17 protein-coding genes and 1 tRNA gene are annotated in these 18419 nt (G+C 60.9%); 13 read left to right on the top strand and 5 right to left on the bottom strand.

What is annotated here, in order from left to right:
- Nucleotide 1: 1 nt before the first annotated feature.
- The 3 genes from Pan44_RS17165 to Pan44_RS17175 all read right to left on the bottom strand — a co-directional run bounded on the left by Pan44_RS17165 (nt 2) and on the right by Pan44_RS17175 (nt 4489).
- Nucleotides 2-1192 (bottom strand): THUMP-like domain-containing protein, encoded by a 1191-nt coding sequence (locus Pan44_RS17165; RefSeq protein ID WP_145031312.1) that lies wholly within the window; start codon nt 1190-1192, stop codon nt 2-4.
- A complete protein-coding gene (cysK, locus tag Pan44_RS17170) occupies nt 1189-2121 on the bottom strand; it encodes a cysteine synthase A (protein ID WP_145031314.1) in 933 nt (310 codons plus the stop codon). The genes Pan44_RS17165 and cysK overlap by 4 nt, the downstream gene beginning before the upstream one ends.
- Nucleotides 2122-2224: 103 nt before the next feature.
- Nucleotides 2225-4489: a BatA domain-containing protein gene (locus Pan44_RS17175; protein WP_145031316.1), complete on the bottom strand. Its 2265-nt coding sequence runs from the start codon at nt 4487-4489 to the stop codon at nt 2225-2227.
- 439 nt (nt 4490-4928) lie between these two features.
- On the opposite strand from Pan44_RS17175, the gene Pan44_RS17180 reads away from it, so the two are divergent.
- The 3 genes from Pan44_RS17180 (at nt 4929) to Pan44_RS17190 (ending at nt 6792) form a co-directional block, all read left to right on the top strand.
- Nucleotides 4929-5002, top strand: a tRNA-Val gene (locus Pan44_RS17180).
- Between the two features lie 238 nt (nt 5003-5240).
- Nucleotides 5241-6302 carry a tyrosine-type recombinase/integrase gene (locus Pan44_RS17185; protein WP_145031318.1) on the top strand — a complete coding sequence of 354 codons (1062 nt, stop codon included), beginning with the start codon at nt 5241-5243 and terminating at the stop codon, nt 6300-6302.
- Nucleotides 6303-6423: 121 nt separating this feature from the next.
- Entirely contained in the window at nt 6424-6792 is a 369-nt protein-coding gene (locus Pan44_RS17190) for a hypothetical protein (protein ID WP_145031320.1), read from the top strand.
- A gap of 168 nt (nt 6793-6960) precedes the next feature.
- On the opposite strand, the gene Pan44_RS17195 is transcribed toward Pan44_RS17190, so the two are convergent.
- Together Pan44_RS17195 and Pan44_RS17200 are read right to left on the bottom strand one after the other, a co-directional pair.
- Complete coding sequence (locus Pan44_RS17195) at nt 6961-8064, bottom strand: PDDEXK family nuclease (protein WP_197453409.1); 1104 nt, start codon at nt 8062-8064, stop codon at nt 6961-6963.
- Between the two features lie 83 nt (nt 8065-8147).
- Nucleotides 8148-8393, bottom strand: a complete 246-nt coding sequence (locus Pan44_RS17200) for a helix-turn-helix domain-containing protein (RefSeq protein ID WP_145031324.1) — start codon at nt 8391-8393, stop codon at nt 8148-8150.
- Nucleotides 8394-8489: 96 nt separating this feature from the next.
- Between Pan44_RS17200 and Pan44_RS17205 the strand changes: the two genes are divergently transcribed.
- From Pan44_RS17205 to Pan44_RS17250, 10 genes are all read left to right on the top strand, one after another.
- Nucleotides 8490-9410 (top strand): DNA-methyltransferase, encoded by a 921-nt coding sequence (locus tag Pan44_RS17205; protein ID WP_197453410.1) that lies wholly within the window; start codon nt 8490-8492, stop codon nt 9408-9410.
- A gap of 9 nt (nt 9411-9419) precedes the next feature.
- Entirely contained in the window at nt 9420-10313 is an 894-nt protein-coding gene (locus Pan44_RS17210) for a hypothetical protein (RefSeq protein WP_145031329.1), read from the top strand.
- A 117-nt stretch (nt 10314-10430) separates the two neighbouring features.
- Entirely contained in the window at nt 10431-10838 is a 408-nt protein-coding gene (locus tag Pan44_RS17215; RefSeq protein WP_145031331.1) for a hypothetical protein, read from the top strand.
- A 1773-nt stretch (nt 10839-12611) separates the two neighbouring features.
- Nucleotides 12612-14831 carry a primase-helicase family protein gene (locus Pan44_RS17220; protein ID WP_145031333.1) on the top strand — a complete coding sequence of 740 codons (2220 nt, stop codon included), beginning with the start codon at nt 12612-12614 and terminating at the stop codon, nt 14829-14831.
- A 168-nt stretch (nt 14832-14999) separates the two neighbouring features.
- Nucleotides 15000-15242 (top strand): hypothetical protein, encoded by a 243-nt coding sequence (locus tag Pan44_RS17225; protein WP_145031335.1) that lies wholly within the window; start codon nt 15000-15002, stop codon nt 15240-15242.
- 9 nt (nt 15243-15251) lie between these two features.
- A complete protein-coding gene (locus Pan44_RS17230; RefSeq protein ID WP_145031337.1) occupies nt 15252-15467 on the top strand; it encodes a hypothetical protein in 216 nt (71 codons plus the stop codon).
- Nucleotides 15468-15526: 59 nt separating this feature from the next.
- Nucleotides 15527-16381 carry a hypothetical protein gene (locus Pan44_RS17235; protein ID WP_145031339.1) on the top strand — a complete coding sequence of 285 codons (855 nt, stop codon included), beginning with the start codon at nt 15527-15529 and terminating at the stop codon, nt 16379-16381.
- Nucleotides 16374-16922 carry a hypothetical protein gene (locus tag Pan44_RS17240; RefSeq protein ID WP_145031341.1) on the top strand — a complete coding sequence of 183 codons (549 nt, stop codon included), beginning with the start codon at nt 16374-16376 and terminating at the stop codon, nt 16920-16922. Before Pan44_RS17235 ends, Pan44_RS17240 begins: the two co-directional genes overlap by 8 nt.
- Entirely contained in the window at nt 16919-17296 is a 378-nt protein-coding gene (locus Pan44_RS17245) for a hypothetical protein (RefSeq protein ID WP_145031343.1), read from the top strand. Before Pan44_RS17240 ends, Pan44_RS17245 begins: the two co-directional genes overlap by 4 nt.
- Before the next feature lie 355 nt (nt 17297-17651).
- Nucleotides 17652-18374, top strand: a complete 723-nt coding sequence (locus Pan44_RS17250; protein ID WP_145031345.1) for a ParB/RepB/Spo0J family partition protein — start codon at nt 17652-17654, stop codon at nt 18372-18374.
- Nucleotides 18375-18419 lie beyond the last annotated feature (45 nt).

Raw genomic sequence — 18419 nt, forward strand, 5'->3', positions numbered from 1 at the left:
TTCAGGCAGTGCAGCGGCGGCAGACGACAGCATGTGCCTTGCCGGCGATTCTCGCGTACACCAATACAAGGGCGGCTTTCCCTTCGAGGGACAGGTGCTTGCGCACCTTCTCGGGGACGACCGGGATCCGTCGGCATTTGATTTCGACCTGGCCGCAGTCGGACCGGCGAAACCAGTTCCGGATCTCCCGCTCGTTGTTTGAGAGCTGGGCGATGACCTCAAATGTCTGGACAAACGGCGATGGAACGGCGGTGTCACCCGTGAGGTACTCTTCTTCCCGGTCGAGACGCGCCAATCCCGTCGACTCGCAGAGAACGTCCACGAGACCCGCCCTGACGACGGCCGGATCGGGGTCGAACAGGTACGTTCGCAGTGGGGACTGTTCGCTGACCGCCGACCACGGGTCGCCAGTCAACGTGTCTCCTGTTGGAAGGACTGTGGCCCGCCAGTCGGTCTCCGTTCGCAGCGGCCCGCACCAGACGAGCGCCTCCTTGCATTCTCCGTTCAGGCTGACGAGCTCGATCTCACAGCCAGGAAACTTTCCCCCGAAGTTGGATGCGGGCGAGAGCTTGATGACTCCGCCCGCCGGGTGGAGCGCGAGCTGCTGCAGAAACTCGAGACCGGGCCGGTGGTCTTCAATCCGCAGCGATCGCTGTCCGCCGGGGCGCCGATCGGGATCGATGTGGAACGGCCGATTGCGAAGATCGGCGTTCTCAGCCAGCCCCACCTGGAACTCGATGCGATCGTCCAGGCCATAAGCCTCGGCATTCCATTTCGCCATCAGGCACGCAGCCGGCCGCAGATCGACCGCCTGCACCTTCGCCAGCGCCGCAATCGCCAGCGCATCGGCCCCGATGCCGCAACAGAGGTCGACGACCTCTGCGGCCCGGCCGAGCCGCCCGGCCTTATGTTTCGCCACCGTTTCCGATGTCGATTGCTCGAGCCCGGTACGGTCGAACCACATCTGGTCCGCGCGCAAAAACTTCGACACGCCCCGTTTTCTCAGGTCGTGAAGAAGGAGAGCTGCTCGCACGAGATCCTCGGGATACTCCGCGCGCAGCTGCTTCTGAAGGGCGAGTTCCGTTCCGTTCGACTGCTTCAGACGTTCAAACAGGTCCGGAGCGTTCCGGAGCCGTTCGAGGAGGGAAACGTCATCGAACGGACCCGGATCCCGGCTGCTGGCGCCGCTCATTCACGAACGCCGTCGAACAGCGGAGTCGACAGGTAACGCTCGCCCGAGTCGGGCAGGATGACGACGATCGTCTTACCGGCGGAATCAGGACGGGCGGCGACCTTGAGAGCGGCCGCCATCGCGGCGCCACAGCTGATTCCGCAGGTGATCCCTTCTTCGCGGGAAATCCGGCGCGCCATTTCGATCGACTCATCGCCGGTCACTGTCATGACTTCGTCGACGATCGAGCGGTCGAGCGTTTCCGGGATAAAGCCGGCCCCCAGCCCCTGGATCGGGTGCTTGCCTGGCTGGCCTCCGGAGAGAACCGGGCTGGCGCTCGGTTCAACTGCGATTGAGTACAGCGGCTTCTTCTTTTCCTGCTCCCAGAACCGCGAGATGCCGGTGATCGTGCCGCCGGTTCCTACGCCCGAGACCAGGATGTCGACCTTGCCGTCGGTGTCGTTCCAGATCTCCGGGCCCGTCGTCTGGAAATGGATCTCCGGGTTTGCGGGGTTCTTGAACTGCTGCGGCATGAAGTATTCCGGGGACTTTGCGAGCTCTTCCGCCCGCGCGATCGCGCCCTTCATGCCCTCGGCGGCCGGCGTGAGAATGATCTTCGCGCCGAAGCCCTTCAGCATCATCCGCCGTTCGATCGACATTGTTTCCGGCATCGTCAGCGTCAGCGGGTAACCCTTGGCCGCGCACACGTATGCCAGCGCGATGCCCGTGTTTCCGCTTGTCGGCTCGACGACCTGCATGCCGGGCTTCAGCTTTCCGGACTTCTCCGCGTCCCAGATCATCGACGCGCCGATGCGGCATTTGACGCTATATGCCGGATTCCGGCCTTCCACCTTGGCCAGTACCGTTGCCTTCAGCCCCTCCGTCAACCGGTTGATGCGAACCAGCGGCGTGCGGCCGATCGAGTCAGCATTGTCTTTGAAAACAGGCATGGTCGCTCCTTCGTGCAGTGCGTGTCAGTCGATGGAATGGAACAGGAATTATGGAAGGTGGCCTTGAGTGGGGCAATCCCGGCCGCCGCGTCGTGGTCCCGTCTCAGCCCATGTCGGCGGCCTCCGCCGGATCGAGTTCTGCGTCGAGGACACCGTGCCCGCTGCGAACCAGCCGACGCGTCATCGCCACCTCAAAAACCAGCAGCCCCAGCACCGCCAGCAGGGCCAGCCACCAGACCTCGGCACGCGGCGAATCGTCGTCCACTGCGGCTGTCCAGTCGGCGACGTCCCGGATGAAATTCATCCGCTCGTGATCCGCAAGCTGCTCCTGCTCAGTTGCCGTCAAAGCCGCCAGGTTCGATTCCGCACGGTCGAAATCGACCACGAAATAGTCCGGTGGGTCTTGCGGGCGATTGGCCCGCAGGGCCTGGTAAACCCCTGGCAGCAGCGTCGATTTCAATCGTGCAATCGGCCGGCTGTCGTCGCTCCCCGGCTCCGCGGGAACTTCGCTTCCATCCGGCAGCCGGAACCGGATCGATTCCGCCGGGACGCCGCGCGGCAGCTGCAGTTCGAGGGGGGCTCCGGTTTCGACCGTATGCCCCTGCCCCCGGGATGTGATTGAGAATAGAAGTTCGTGCAGAAACGGGACGAAATCATTCTTCGAAGGAAGCGTGCTCCACTCCGAATCGAGCGGAGCCGAGAGCACTGCCACCTGTCCTTCCCCGTAGCGGCGCGTGACGAGCCACGGATCGCCATTCTTCAGCTGCGCGGCGATCACGGGGGCGCTGATCGCCGGACCGGCAGGCGCGGCCCCGGGGCGCTCCGCCGGATCGGCCTCGCCCGGATGAAGTGGCTTCAGAGTGCGCCACGTCGTGAACCGAACGGTTGCCAGATCGATTCCGGAACCGGGCTTGAACCGTGTCAGCCACGGCACGGCCAGGGATTCACCTTCAATCGTCACCGGCTCCGACGCCGGAACCGGCCTGGCCGTCGCCAGTTCCGCCGGCATCAAGCCCTTCCCCTTGCGACCGAAGGGCCCGTTGTAGAAATCGGGTTTCGATTCGGGCCCGGTCGCCACGACCAGCCCTCCCCCTTTCGAGACGAACGCCTCCAGCGCCTGTACCTGCTCCGCGTCGAGGTCGGCGACATCCAGTAGCATGACGGCGTCGCGCCCCTCGAGCCTGGCGGCATTCAGTTCGGACGGCGGAATTGTTGCCGCTCGAACCCAGGCGGCGTCAGGTGTGGCCCCCCCGAATGCCGCCTGAACGAAGAACGATTTGCTCTGCACAGGATCGAGCGATGGGCGCCCGTCGACGAGCAGTATTGGAACCGCCGCCGCAACGGTGACTACCGAATGCGATGCGTTGTCTCCCGGGAGCTGGTCGTCGTCGAGGCTGACCGTGACAAGATATGAGCCCGCGGCGTCGAACCGCTGTTCGAACTCGATCGGCGCTTCCCCATCCGGAGGCAGGCTGACCACGGTGGTCTTGTCCTGCAGACGCTGCCCGTTGATCGACAGGTAAACCGGTCGCCTGGCGGAAACTCCCCCGAACTGCCGCACCGTCGTCCGAATGCGGACCGGAAAATTGGGGACCGTCATCGTGCGCGATAGCTCAAGGCGATCGACGGCAAAATTGGGGGCGTCCAGAGCGGCGAGGTCCGACACATCAACGGCCCAGATTCGCGGCTTGATCGTCTGCTGCGAGCGGAGGTCGTCCAACCGGGCCCACAGGGTCGAGTCTCCCACGTTCCAGGGAAACGACTGCCCATCCGTGACGACGATCAATTCGCGAATCGGGTTGGTCCCCTGGTTCAGTTGCTGGATCGCCCGTGTCATCGCGGCCGTCAGACGCGACGCCCCGGCTGGCTGCGGAAGCCGGTCGATCTGCTCGCGGACCTGCTGGAGATCGGAAGTGGCCGACTCGACTCGCGGAACCACCTGCTCACGGGCTTCCCACAGCGAGACGGTATCCCCCGTTCGCAGCGTCCCGAGCGATTTCTGGATCCACTGTCGGGCAGCGGCCTGGGGCGTCTTGTCGCCCGTCAGCCGGCCCATGCTGTACGAGCCATCGATGACGTACGCCACATCGCGGCGAACCCCTTCCGTCAGGGCGTTGAACGCCCCTCCCTTTCCCCACGGACGCGCGAACGCGAGGACGATGATCGCAATCAGTCCGATCCGCAGCAGGAGCAGCAGGATCTCTTCGAGGCGGATGCGGCGGCGTGTTTTCCGCCCCAGTTCCAGGAACTGCATCGCCCCCCAGAAGACGATGTCGAACTTGCGCTTGCTCAGCAGGTGGGCAATGATCGGCAGCGACACGCCGGCCAGGGCGAACAGCATCCACGGTTGGATGAAGCCAAAGGACATCAGGGAAGTCGGCCGGCCAGTTGGAAGTCAGGTTGGGAATCCCATCCGATGATCGCGGCTCGACCGGCGGCCGTCCACCGGCCCCGGAACACGCCGGCCAGAACGCCAGTTTTTCAAGGCCCACCCCTCGAACTCCGGGCCGCCGGCCCGTGTCACTCCTGGGCGTTCACCCGCCCACGCGGACCGTGCCACGGCCGCTCCCGCGGTGAGCGAACGCCAGCGATTTCCCCAGTCTTGTCCCGACAGACGACAGGACACAGGGGCATCTCCACGGCCATCCGACCAGCAGTCCCGGAGCACGACCAGCCACCCCATTCCGCACAATTCCTCGCCCCGGACAGCCCGAAGAACGCCCTCCCCCGTCAACCCGAGAAAAGTTCCTTGACCCTCCGGCCGGCGAGTCTTACCCTGCGAGACCCGCGGCCCACCGCGAGAAGAAGCGCCTGTAGCTCAGTTGGTTAGAGTGCATGCTTGACATGCATGAGGTCACAGGTTCGAGTCCTGTCAGGCGCACTAAGCAGAAGTGATTTCACGAAAAGGGTTTCCGACGACTGTCGGGAACCCTTTTTTCGACGACAAGGCTGAGTTTGTGCAACAAGTCCGAAAACGGACTGCACAAAGCCTGTTCTATGAGTCGTCGATCAACCGATACAGCCGTTGTGCAGCACGGCTACTGCACAGAACCGCCTCGCGGCCCTCCCGATGTCCCGACGTGTGAGCGTTCGTGGCATCCATTTTCCGGGAGACAGCGATGAAGACACCTTCGATTTATTGGCGGGCAAGCTGCAAGGCGTACTACGCGCACTGGATGAAGCCGGGCGACATCAGCCGGCAGCATTGGTTGGGCAAGACGGTCGGCGAGGCAAAGGACAATCTTGCCCGCCTGATGGCCGGCGAGGACGTGAAGCGACCGGAGCGACACAAAGCCCCGCCGAAGATCACGGAACCCGCCGTCGCCAGTATCGTCGACGACTTCCTGACGTGGGTTGAGCAGCACAAAAAGCCGCTCACGCACCGGTGGTACAAACAGTACCTCGAATCGTTCAAAGACAGCGTCGGGACGCTGCGCGTCGGCAAACTCACGAAGAGACACGTTCAGGAATGGATTGCCGGTCAGGCCAACTGGAACGCCAACAGCAAGCACGGCGCGGCCCGCTCTGTCGTCCGCTGCTTCAATTGGGCCGTGAAGAATGACCACCTGTCGCGGTCTCCCGTAAGCGGGTTCGAGAAAGAGAAAGCTCAGCCGCGCCAAGACGCCGCCCTTGACGACGCCGATTGGAAGGCGTTCGCCAAGGCCATTGAGGCCGACACACAGTTCCGTGACATCGTCACGTTCATGCGGCTGACGGGCTGTCGGCCAGAGGAAGCCCGAACGGTCGAGAAGCGTCATTTCGATGCCAGCGTGCCGGCGATGATCCTGTCGATGAAGGAATGGAAGAATGGCGCGAAGACGAAACGGGAGCGCGTCATTCACCTGCCGGGCGAGGCGCTAGACATCGTGAAGCGCCTGATGGAATCGACACCGCACGGTCCCTTGTTCCGCAGTGGCAAAGGCTCGCCGTGGACGAAAGACAGTCTCGCGCGGAAGTTCGCCCGCTGGCGGGCGCGGCTGGCGAAAGCCAATACACCGATTCCCCACCTGATCCCATACAGCGTTCGCCACACTTATGCCACGGAAATGGCGTTCAAGGTCGACAGCCTGATTCTCGCCGAACTGATGGGCACGTCGGTCCGCATGCTTGAGGGCGTTTACGCCAAGGTTCGGGCACGGAAGAACCTCATGCGCGAAGCGGCGTTGAAGGTCGGGTCGTGACGTGGATCATCGCGGCCTTCGTGGTGGTCTGGCTGACGTGTCGCCTCTGGCCGTCGAGCGTCTTGGACGACACGACTGACGACATCGCCAATGAACTGATCGAATGACGAAAGGATGCAACATGATTGCCGGACTGCCCTGTGAGCTTATGCGTGAATTGAAAGACTCGTTGAACAAGGGTGATGAAGTTGAGATTGCGGACATCATCCGTGACATCCTCGCGTTCGGCGCTGCCAGTCCACAGACGCAGAAAGCTGTGGGTCACTTGTCGACGCCCGACATGATTACTCAGATTCGAGTTTCGGGCATCGGACCTGCGGATAGCAAAGACGAGCATCTTGCCGCGATCGCGCGAGCGATTCAGAAACACGCGGATAAGAGTGTCTTGGACGGAGCGGACATCAGCGTCATCGCTCGTATCATCTTTTGGCCGGTTCGAGATTTCGCGATCAATGGCCCGCAACTGTCGGATCGCGAATCCCGCACTTAAATCGGCCAACTGCCCCACAACCCGCTTCAGGCGTCACGAAACCGCGTATACCGCGACCTTGCGCCCGCCGGAACGGCGGTTTCTGGTCGATTCAGGCCATCGAAAGTAGAATGCGGCCTGATGCTCCCGTGGTTTTAGACCGCCCCGGTTGAGCGTCGAGACCCCGTCCTAGCGGCGGGGTTTTTCGCTTACGTCCTTCAGCTCCTTCCTCAACTTGCCAGTCCATCCTTTTCGGACTCGGTCTTTGAATGACTTGCGGAAGGACTCGGTAACGCCCCGCTGGATTGCTTCATTCGATGCCCGGACGAATGCGTGATGCGTTAGCGCAGCGGCAGACACTTCGACTTCACGAACGACAATGAGTGGCGACGGTGATTCCTTCGATTCGCGGTCGATGTCGAACACGTAGACCGTTGCATGAGCGTTCAAGCCTGACTCTGCATCGCCGGGCGTTCGCAGCCTCATCTTTCGAGCGTCGGAACCGATCGCTTCAAGGTCGGGACAACCAAGATGCCGAAGCCAACTCTGCCACACGGGAACCGGCAGAATGATCGCGAAGCCAGCGCACTCGGAATCTCGCGCCAGTTCGATTTTGAAGATCATCTGATAAATCGTCCGCTTGAAGATGTTGGCCTTGTTCGGACCTTCAACGCCCGTGCCTGCGATCTCCGGGCGCTTTCTCAGTTCATCGTGATAGCCTTCCCGTGCCTCACCGCGCGGACAAACAGCCCGCAAAGCCCCGGCAGCATGCAGCGGACTGCCGTGGAAGTCGGATGTCTGAATCTCGAAAAGCAGATGGTTCCCGAACGTAAGAGGCTGCCCCGACTCATCAAGGCCGGTCACTTCTATGACTGACATATCGACTGCCGCGCCGGGAGATGCGTCGGTTTCACGGAAGTCGACTTCACCACCGAGCTTGGTCCCGGTGAACAGGAACACTCGCTTGCCGAGTCTGAACGATTCCCGAACCCGTTGCTGTTGCTCCGGCGTCCGAAGGGCACTCACCGGGGCCAAAGTCAGGTCGTCGGCCGATGCGATTCCGAACGCCCGTTGAACCGCCGTCGACAGCAACGTGAAATGTTGATCGAGCGTCCGGTGAGGACAGGCAATCCAGTCTTGCCGCTCGCCGTTGCTGTCACTGCTGATGGTGCAGACGCCGTATGGTTCGCCGTCGCGGACTTTGACGCATTCGATTTGCTCCCCAGTCGCGATCGAGATAAACGGACATTGGCACTGGGATTGGTCGCGCCGGGCGGCCGGGGAATCATTCACTGTCGGCCAAACACGATGGCCGAACCATTCGGCGACGAAATTCCCGTCAGTGCAATCGGCAGCCGGCGTCTTGCGAGCGCCCATTACTTCGCCCTCTTGGAGCAAAGGGCGTCAAATTCCGCAATCATCTGCGCGGGTCGAACCCCAAGGGCCGTCGCGAGCTGTTGGATGACGGTCAGCGAGGGATTCCGCAGGCCGCGCTCAAGCAAACTGATGTACGTCCGGTGCAGGCCAGCTTCGTCGGCGAGGGCTTCTTGCGAAATGCCTCGTTTCAGACGAAGCTGTCGAACAACCTCGCCGAAAGCCTGTTGCGGATCACGGTTTGCCATTGCGGAAGCCTTCCGCAGCCGAGACTGACCGTCTACAGACAGTTGTCTGAGGTTGTTGACCGTGGTAGCTTCGGAATCATGGACGTAACAACGAAGATGGAAGGCGTGCTGACCGGAACCGAGCGATTCGCGTTGCGCCAGGGTGACGCTGACGATCTACTCCAAGAGTTGCCGGCTGAATCCGTCGACTTGGTCATCACTAGCCCGCCGTATTGGGGACTCCGCAGCTACGAAGCCGACCACAATTGGGACATTCTGGACGAATGGCGTGCGGAGCATCCTGCCTCAGAGATTCCTAGTTACGAGTGGTATCGCAGCCACGGCGGTCTACTCGGTTTGGAACCGCTGCCGGAGTGGTACGTTGCCAATTTGGCCGCGATTCTCCGTCGCTGTCAGCGGGTGCTGAAATCGACTGGCAGCATGTGGCTAAACCTTGGTGACACATATTTCGCCCGTTGGTCGAGCATCCGAGCCAAGGGGCGTCAGGGATTGAATGGCGACGAACGCCAGCGGCGCAAGACACCAATGGGCGGGTTCCGGCAAGAGAAGCAACTGCTGTTGATCCCCTCGCGAGTTGCTATCGCGATGCAGGAACACCGCTGGATTCTTCGGAACGATTTGATTTGGTACAAGCCGAATGTTCCGCCCCGCCCGTTCGACGATCGGCTAGGGCTGACTCACGAACATTTCTTCCACTTCGTGAAGCGCCCGAAAGAGGGGCGCGCGAAGTATTTCTACTCACTTGAGGACGTTGGCGCACCACACGACGTGCAACAGGTCAATGTCGTCCCCGGTCGTGATTCTCACAGCGCTTCATTTCCGCCGAAGCTGATCGAACCGCGCATTCTCAGTTCGTGCCCGCCGGACGGAGTTGTGCTTGATCCGTTCTCAGGCGTCGGCACCGCACTTGAAGTGTCGGTCTCACTCGGTCGCCGGGCGATTGGCTTCGATCTCAACAAACGATTCTTGTCGGCTGCAAAAAAGCGTCTGGGCCGTATCGCGCCGCCTTTGTTCTGAAGTGGTTTCATGCGTGGCAGTCTGTCGATCGAACTGACTTGCGAGAATGACGACTGCGGGCACGAATACTCTGTGTCCGTATCGCCGTCAGACCTTCAGCAACGTCTTGAAGAGCAGGACATCAACTGTCCGCATTGCGGCGAGCAATTGTCCGGTTCAGGAACGCTTGAGTGTTACGTCTGCACGAACACCCAGGACTTCCACGACCTGACGGAAGCGGGATATGCGATTGAAGAGAAGTGCCCGGCCTGCGCCGGCCATCCGCAGTGGGAAGGCGACGTGAACTTCTACACGATGCGGGTTGCCGGATCGTGGTACAGCGAGATGAGGTCATACGAGTGGGCGCTGGAACAGAAACTCACTGACGAGCTTGAGCGCGAAGGGCGAACGGACTACTGGGAAGCGGTGATCCATTTCTGCAAGGCTGAAGAGTTCGTTGCGATCTATCGGGACCGAACGATTCGCGCAGCGTCGACGGGGCTTTACAAGAAACGGAATCCTGACGACTCGAAAGCGGTGTGCCTGACTGAAGCGACGGTTCCGAACTGGGATGAGTTGAAGGCAACTCACGGACACTACGGATACGTCTTTCAGAAGCGGGAGTTGATCGCGATTTCCGGTGCGCCGGCGATCTACCTGCCGGAGTCTGTCATTGCGCAAATGAAGCAAACTGGTGAACGAATCCCGAAAACGCTCTGGCCCTACCTGAACAAGCTAAGCCTCAAGCCCGGCCAGAAGTTCGATTACTTGCATGAGCGAGAATGGCGAGTGCCTCGCGACATCAAGTTGGATGACGTAAAGCCCTTCGGCGTCGTGTTTCCTCACGTCCGTCCCGGCGTGGAAGACGAGACGCTGATAATCCAAGCTGCAAGAGAGTTCGGCGAAGTGGGCTACAAGTTCTGAGCCAAGCTCAAAGGCATCTCCGCGCCAGCGCCAGGGTTCCGACCGCTGCGCCATGTCGCGCCAGGTCTGGCGCTCATTGGCCTTGGTGGTGCTGCCTGTCGGCGACACAATCCCTGCATGAAGAGACGCCGCATCATCATCGCCTTGACCCTGTGCCTCGCGGGCTGGTTCCTCTGGCCGCGAGCGGATGCCCGGTTCGTGGGGACGTGGAGCTTTCAGGAATCGGGAGCGCCCCAGCCGTCGAACACGATCGTGTTTCGCAGGTCCGGCCTTGCGGACATCCGTGAGTTCGGTGAGTCCGAGACGCGGGCGTACATGCGATGGCGGGTCGACGGCGACCAGTTCACGTTGGGCGAGACTGATGAGCCGGGGCGCGTGATGACAGTCGTCGCCGGCCTCTGCGAGCGGATCGGGTTCCCGTTGGTGATGACTGACGGACTGAGGTTCACGATCGTCGCCATCGAGCCTGACGCGATCACGCTTCAGCGGACGGGACAGGGGCAGACGCGGCTCACTCGCCAGTAGCGCGGCGCACCACTTTGACGACAACGCGGCAGTGCGGCTGGCGAGCCGCGTCGATAGGGGAGATTGCCCGGCGGCATCCGAAAAGGCGTCTGGCGAGCGTCTGGGAGCGATCGCCGCGTCCTCTGAGGGCGTGACCCACGAATAAGGACTTACGGCGAGATTTGACCCGTCGAAATGGGGGAAATGGGAGAAAAAATGTTAATGTGAGAAGTTGTATATATATCCCTACACCTCACAATATACATGATTGCAGCAGAACATTTTGCGGGCAATAAACCCCATTTCAACGCGGCGGTCTTATATGACGCGGTGACGCGCTTCGGCGCTTGCGACTCACCTCAGACTCATGCGCAGGCGGTTGTGACTTATACTGTATGCCCGTCCACTACTACGGGTAGACGAATCCTCAGAACAACCACAACCGCTAGGCCGCGTCAGACCCTCACGACCGCTATAGCCCGCACAATCGGCATCACCTGACTGTCGCCTGACGGCGTTCGCCGCGTGTCCTCTTGCATGGTGAGCAAGTGGAAAGTGCTCGCAAACGCTGGGAAAATGCCCATTCTGTGCAGTGCAGCGTGTATCAACTGCACAATCGGGCCGCAATTGTGTATGTCCGTACACTATTCTGAACCCGCCGGCCGCCAGCACTCGGCCCCATAGCAGGCCGCCGCGACAATCTCCACCACCTGTCACACGCTCGCCAGCCGATCCGAGCCAGCATCACGGCCAATGGCCCTCGCTTGCCGTCTGCCTCGCTCGCAGCCGCTTGGTAGTGGTGTAGTAGTGCTGGCTGAATGAGAGCGTCTGCGAGCATTGTGGAGTGTTTAATAGACGCGACCTCTTATGGCATATATGAAACTGCCATATCACACATTGACCCAACTCTGACCACGACCGACGAATGCGATTGCGTGCATCGCGGTTCCCAGAAAGTCGCCCCGTTCGTCGGTGGTCCGATCGTACCGGGTGGAGGGGTCAAACGCGGGCAGGCAGGCGGCAGGCCGGGGTAGCGGCGATGCCAAGCGGTATGCGCTGGGGCTGTGCCGACTCTACGGGTCGCTGCAACCCGCGTCGTTCGCCGTCGCCAAGCTCGCAGCCGCACGGCCGCCATCACCATGCCGAATGGCTCGATGACCGCAAGTTTTCTGAATTCGACCAAAGATTTGTTATTTATCGTCTGAAACGCCCTTGTCTTAGTAGGACTGCAACAGACCGGGAACGAGTCCCCCGCGAAATCCTGCAAGATTTGGATTCTTTCGGCTGAATCCACCTTGTCTCAGGCGGGGACTGCAACACGCCTGCAACGTGGGCCGCGTCAGGTACTTCTCAAAAATCGTCCGAGAATTGTTATTTTCGGTCCGAATCCGCCTTGTCTGACTATGTGGCGGACCATGCAACACTGGGAATGACTTCCTGAGATTCCGGCCAGTTCGTGAACAAAAACGCGAATTTGCCTTTGTCTTACCTGCCGGGACTCTGTTCCCGAACGCGCTCCGCTGAGCGCCGGGCCAATCACGGGCTGCAACACACGAACAACTGCGGACGCGGTGCGCGTCCGCCTCTGAACCAACGGTCGCGGTAGCTACGCGATCGCGCCGCGCCCGGTCCCGTCCAGCCGGGCGCGGCATTGATTCACGTTCTGGACGATCAAGGGTTTCAATGGACGTATTGCGTAATCATCCGATGGCCCCGTGGCTGTCGGTCTTTGACTGTGAAACAACTGTCTTCGGCGCGAAGGAAGAACAACGCGCCCGTAACGTGCGCCACCGAATGACGCGACCGGAGTTGGTCGAGCTTCCCGACTGGGAACCCGAACTGATCGGCGTCACCGGCTTCGACCCGGAAGGCTACAGCACCTTCGGCGGCGTCGACATTGACGGCTTGAACCACGCGGCCGGCCTGACGCCGGAACGCATCGCCGAAATCATCGCCGCTCTGAAGCCCGTCAAGTTCGTCCGAGTCCAGCGCAGCAAGTCGGGGCGTGGCATTCACCTGCTGTTTCGCTGGCATCCTGACCGGCGGCCCCGTGCTTCGACCGGTTCCGATCATGCTCGCAACTGCGAACGGGCAATTCGCGAGATTGAGCGGCAGAGTGGCCTGAAGCTGATCGGCGGCGATGCTGACTGCTTCGGACAGGTGTTGTGGATTTGGAGTAAGAACCCCGCGCCCAACGGGTTCGAGGTGTTGCAGGAAGAAACGGAGTTCGTGCCCGATGAGTTACTGGAGCTTCCTGCCCGACAGCCGGTCCCGGCTACGAACGATGTCTCAACCGTCGACTTTGATCCGCAGCATTCCCGCTTGATCGACGAATGGTCGCAGACCAACTACGCCGTCATCACGGACACGCTGACAGACGGCCGCCGTTGCGTTCGTCTGCATACCCTCGCCCTTGGTGTTCCCACGACCAGCGAGGGTAAAGACCCGCGAACACCGAACGCTTACGGCTTCCCACTGCCGGGCGGCGGGTTCATTTTCTTCCGCTTCGGCGACGTGGCGGAAATCGAACCTTGGTTCCGAACAAAAACCGGCAAGACTTGTCTGCTGATCGGCGCGGACATCGAGTTCGCGGCCCGTATGCGGCTGCGATCAAACAAGGGCGTGTTCCTCGGAACCGTTCGGGAGATTGCGGCGGTCGTTCCCGGCATGAACACGGCAGGGTTCGAGGATCGGCCCGGCGAGCTTGATCGTGACGGCGACCAGTGGATTGTTTCGGTCGCCTCGCGGAAGGAAGAACCACTTCCCCCAGGTTGGGTCAAGCAGGGTTACAAGGCCCTGTTCTTCGTCGATGCTCCGGTCGAGGAACTATCCGAGCAAATCTACGCCGTGGTCGAGGAAGCGACCGCCGACGGCGCGGAGATGGGCGACTTCATGCGGATGGTCGACGGCGAGCCTCGATACTTCAACGAACGGCAGTTGGAAAACGACCTCGACCGCGAAGGGAAGTCCCGTGACCAGATTGCCGTGATGAAGCGATCGGCCGTCGTCCTTCAGAAGCGAGTCGCCCACCTGCGGCCGTCGCGAATCGAGGGCAAGTGGCTGAACATCGGTGCGAGGTACATCGTTACACCGCAGGCCGGCGAGCATCCGACGTGGACCATGCTCGATGAGCATGTCGGCCAGACAGTGACGCCACATCTCCCGCCGTGGTGTCTCGAACATGGCATCCGGACCGGCGGCGATTGGATGCGACTTTGGCGATGCGTGGCGTTCCAACGTCCCGACCGCCCGACGCCATTCGTCACCCTAGTATCAAAGTTGCAAGGCACCGGGAAAACGACCTATGTCAACGCCCTCAAGTTGCTCGTCACCGGCGGAATCGCCGGCGCGACGGGGATGTTGCGAAAGAACAGTCAGTTCAATTCGCACGTCATGCGAAGCTGGCTTGCGATCATCGTGGAATCGGACATCAGTCGTGATGGCACGTATGACTTGCTGAAGCCTCTCATTTCGGACGACGACGCGGAATGCGAGGCGAAGTTCAAGACGGCGACAGTCGCGCAGAACTTCTGCCACTTCGTACAGACGGTGAACCACCTGCGCTACTGCCCGTTGGGCGAGCCGGGTGACACGCGGATCGCGGTCGTCAGAGTGCCGCCGATTCAGAACGAGATTGATCGCGATGAGTTGAAACGACGGCTGCAAGCTGAAGCTCCGGCCTACCTTCACACGTTGCTCAACACGACGCTTCCGCCCCCGGCCGGCCGCCTCTGGCTGCCGATCCCGAACACGCCGGAGCGTCAATTGTTGATCGACATGCGAACGGCCCCCCTCGAACGGTTCCTCGCTGAGAAAGTCGACGAAATTCCCCACAACCGCATCCCGGCTGGTGAATTCGTCGACCGCTATCAGACGTGGTTTCTTGAGGTGATGGGCAAGGGCACTGCGCCCGGCAAGCAGGAAGTGCTTGCCGACCTGCGATCCTTCGATACGACCCTGAAGTATGTCGGCGACCATCACGGCGCGTACGTCGTGAATGGTGCTTGGAAGTAGGCGCGAGGACACCGCGCCGCCCCTCGCTCGTTGCGCTAGTTTCTTACAGGCCGGAGTCCGCCGGCCGGGCACGGCGTGTCGCCGTCGCCAACGTGGCCCGCGCCGTACACGCGGGCCACGTCGTGACCACCAAGCCCGAATTCGGGCGTTCTCTTTTATGGAGTTGTGATGCTTGAAGACCTCACCACGTTCCTGACGTATTGCGAAGCAGGAACCACGGCTGCCGCGCCATTCGCGGACAAATTCCTTCGCGCCTTTGGCCGGTTTAGTGACGACGCCGCACAGCAGTCGGTTCTCGACATGCTGGCGGGCCAGTCGCTTCTGAGCGCCGATCGCCGGACGGTATTCCGCAAGATCGGCCCGTTGGGGCCGAACGGTGTTCATCCGACGCTTGGCGTTGCCCAGTTCTGAGGTGACGCCGTGGACATCGAACGAGTAGTTCAACGGAGCGTCTGCGAGGGCCGGAACAATTCGAGTGTCGAGCGACTGATATTGAAATCGGTCCGCAGCCGGATCGAGAGGAGCGACCTCGCCGAATGGCCTGACTCGCGAATCAGCGCGTATCTGAGAACACGTTATCGCTCGCGCGAGTCGCCGGAAGGCGTCGTTCTGCTTGGCGTCTATCCGAAGAACTAAACGGGCTTGTCGGCCCGCCCGTGAATGTGGCCGACACCAACCGATTATGAGTGTGAAGAATGATTCTTGATTCGAGACTGACGTGGGCAACGCTGGCGGATGGTCAGGGTGTAGTGGTATTCAAACCACGACGACGGACTGCGCCCACCTTGGAGTTGCTGAAACCAACCACCGACAGCGACATCGCCGATGTCGCAAAGTTGATGGGCCATGAACCTACGGCAGTAGACATTGCCCGCGGGGCTGCCGACCGAAAAGGATATGAACGGCATGCCGAGATTTCGGCACGGGTGCGCCGGGATGCAGAGCGGAATGGCCCGGTGGTCGAGCCGACGCCGGAAGAACAGAAGTTGGCCTTCCTTCGTGCAAAGGTCGATGACGAGCGCCGGGCGAAGCTGACCACGGCCGAACGTCTACTTGAAGATGCGGAGCGCGAAGCCGCTCGCAATAAGGCCGCCGCTGAACAGGAAGCTGCGCGTGCTGCCATCCGGGAGACGGACGGCTACAAGGCACTCCGGCAGCAACTCGATGACGCGATCTTCGTGGCGACCTACAGCAAGGAAGTCAGTCAGCCGCTTCTCGATGAGATCGTTCACCAATCCGAGATGCTTGAACGGTTCCTCGATGTTCCGACGGCGCTGTCGAACGTCGCGAAGTTGAGGGACGCCGCCCGTGCCGAAGTCGAACCCGAACGACTGCAACTTCAGACCGCGCAGGACGCCCTTGCCCGGCGGGCCGCGATTTTAGGTTCTGGAGTTTTCTCCGAAGCCGTCCCGGTGATGGTCGGCGACAAGCCGTACATCCGACTCACCCGCAACGGTCAGACCATCGCCATCAGCCGCGAACGGTATGAAGGCCGCGTGAGCGATGAGGCGTTGGCCTCGCAGGTTTTCACGGAGGGCGGCAATGTCTGAGAAACTGTTCTCCCAAGAGGATGTTGACCGCATGCTCGAAAAAGAGCGGCGCGGGCCAGTCGCCCGGCAGATTGAATCGCTTCAGGCTGTCGTCAACCGCCAAGAGCAACTGCGGGCCGTCATCGCCGAACACGGCATCGAACCCGCCGAAGGCGAGTCCGTCGCCGACGCCGCTGGCCGGCTGTTGAACCAGTGGACGGAGACCGCCGCAAGGCGGGAAGCCGATCACCTCGCCAGTGTGAACGCGATGAAGGCCGAAAGCGATTCAAGCATTGCCGAAGTGAAAGCGGAAATTGGCCGGATCAATGCGCAGCGCCACAGTCACGAAATCGACTTCGCCATCGGCGAGGCCGCGCGTAAGCATGGCGCGTTCGATGCCGAGCAACTGCGCGCGTTTGTTCGTCCGCATGTTCAAACGATGGGTGACGAACACGTTGTTCGGACGCCGGGAATGCTTCAGTCGATCGACGAATTCGTCGACGCGATGCGGGTTGATCCGGCAAGCGCCAACCTCTTTCGCGAGGGGTTAGGACTGAAATGATTCCGTTCAATGATTTCATCTATCGAGCGTGTACCGGCGGGCGTTCGCTGATTTGGGATTTGGCAACGAAGTATTGCGAACTGAACGGCTGGCCGCCGCACGAATCGTATGTGCGGAATGTCGCAGAGCAATTCAAAGAATACGCCAGCGTTACCGATCCCAAATACTGCTTCCTGATGCTGGCCGATGACCGCGAGGTCGTCGCGAAGTTCTGCGAGTCTCACAAGGTCGTGCGTGGTCAGTTCACCACGGTCGACAAGCTGGCGAAGAGAATCTGCGAGTGGAGCGTTCTTCCGCTCAATCGCAGCGTTGTTCGCCTCTTGCTGGAACGTCAGCTTGTCGGTCCCGAACGTGTCCCCGAACGGGCTTCGTGACGCCGTCAACGGCGAGGCGTCATTCACCTCGCCGGCCCCCGGTCTGGTTCACCGGGGGCATCTCTTAGCGCCGGGCCGGTGACCCCGGCGCACGGTCCCCGGCGAGTGATGCGCCGGGGACCGACCCGCACAACTACGACGCCTGCGGTCTGCGCGGGCATGAGGAAAATGATGCTCGAAAAGTTTCTTGATGAACACACAGAGCCAGGCGCGGCGACGTGCGATGAGTTCGCCCGTCGCTATCTCACTTGGTGCCAGCGTGGCATCAACAGAACGAACGTCGAAATGACGATCGGAAAGTTAAGAGTCTTGGGAATGCTCAGGCCCGATGGCTTGGTGAAAGTGAGGGTCAAACATGCAGATACCCGTTGACCAGATTGTCGCCGACGAAGATTTCAATTGCCGGCAGGGCATTACGGTTCTCTCCGTGCGTGACCTCGCCGGAAGCCTCGACACTGTCGGACAGATTCAGCCCGTGGTCGTGAAGCCTCGCGATGACGGCCGCTTCGACCTCATCGCCGGATTCCGGCGATACTTCGCAGCTACCAAGATTCTCCAATGGGAGACGATCGACGCCGTCGTCAAAGAGGTCGACCAGCATGAAGCCGAAACGCTGAATCTGATTGAAAACATCGAACGGCAAGACCTCGATGTTCTCGCGGAAGCAAAGGCCATCGAGAAGTTGTTTCCCGCCTCGCGGTACTCGTCAGAGGATGCCGCACGGGCCGTCCGTAAATACGCCAAGTGGGTTCAACACCGTCGAACGCTGTTGCAGTTACCGGAAGACATCCAGAAGCACTTCCAAGCCGGCTTGATCCCGCTCAGCCGCGTTCGCGCCGTTCTCGAATCGGACGACCGCGAGAACACTTGCGCTGTGCTGATGGGCCGAAAGCGTCGTCAACCCTGTAAGCAACTGGGGAAGCGAAGCAAGCGCGAGGTGAGCGCGATGATGAATCGTCTCTCGCTCGAATTCGACGTTGATCCGATGGGGCCGGTGGTTGCCGCCCTGTCGTGGGCCATCGGGCATTGTGCCACTGATCGTTTTGAAAGAATCATCAAAGAGAAGAGTCCATGTTGACAACGGGCGAGACTGAGAATGAAAGCCGCGCTCCGACATTCGCAA

It is taken from the genome of Caulifigura coniformis (assembly GCF_007745175.1).
Lineage (GTDB): Bacteria > Planctomycetota > Planctomycetia > Planctomycetales > Planctomycetaceae > Caulifigura > Caulifigura coniformis.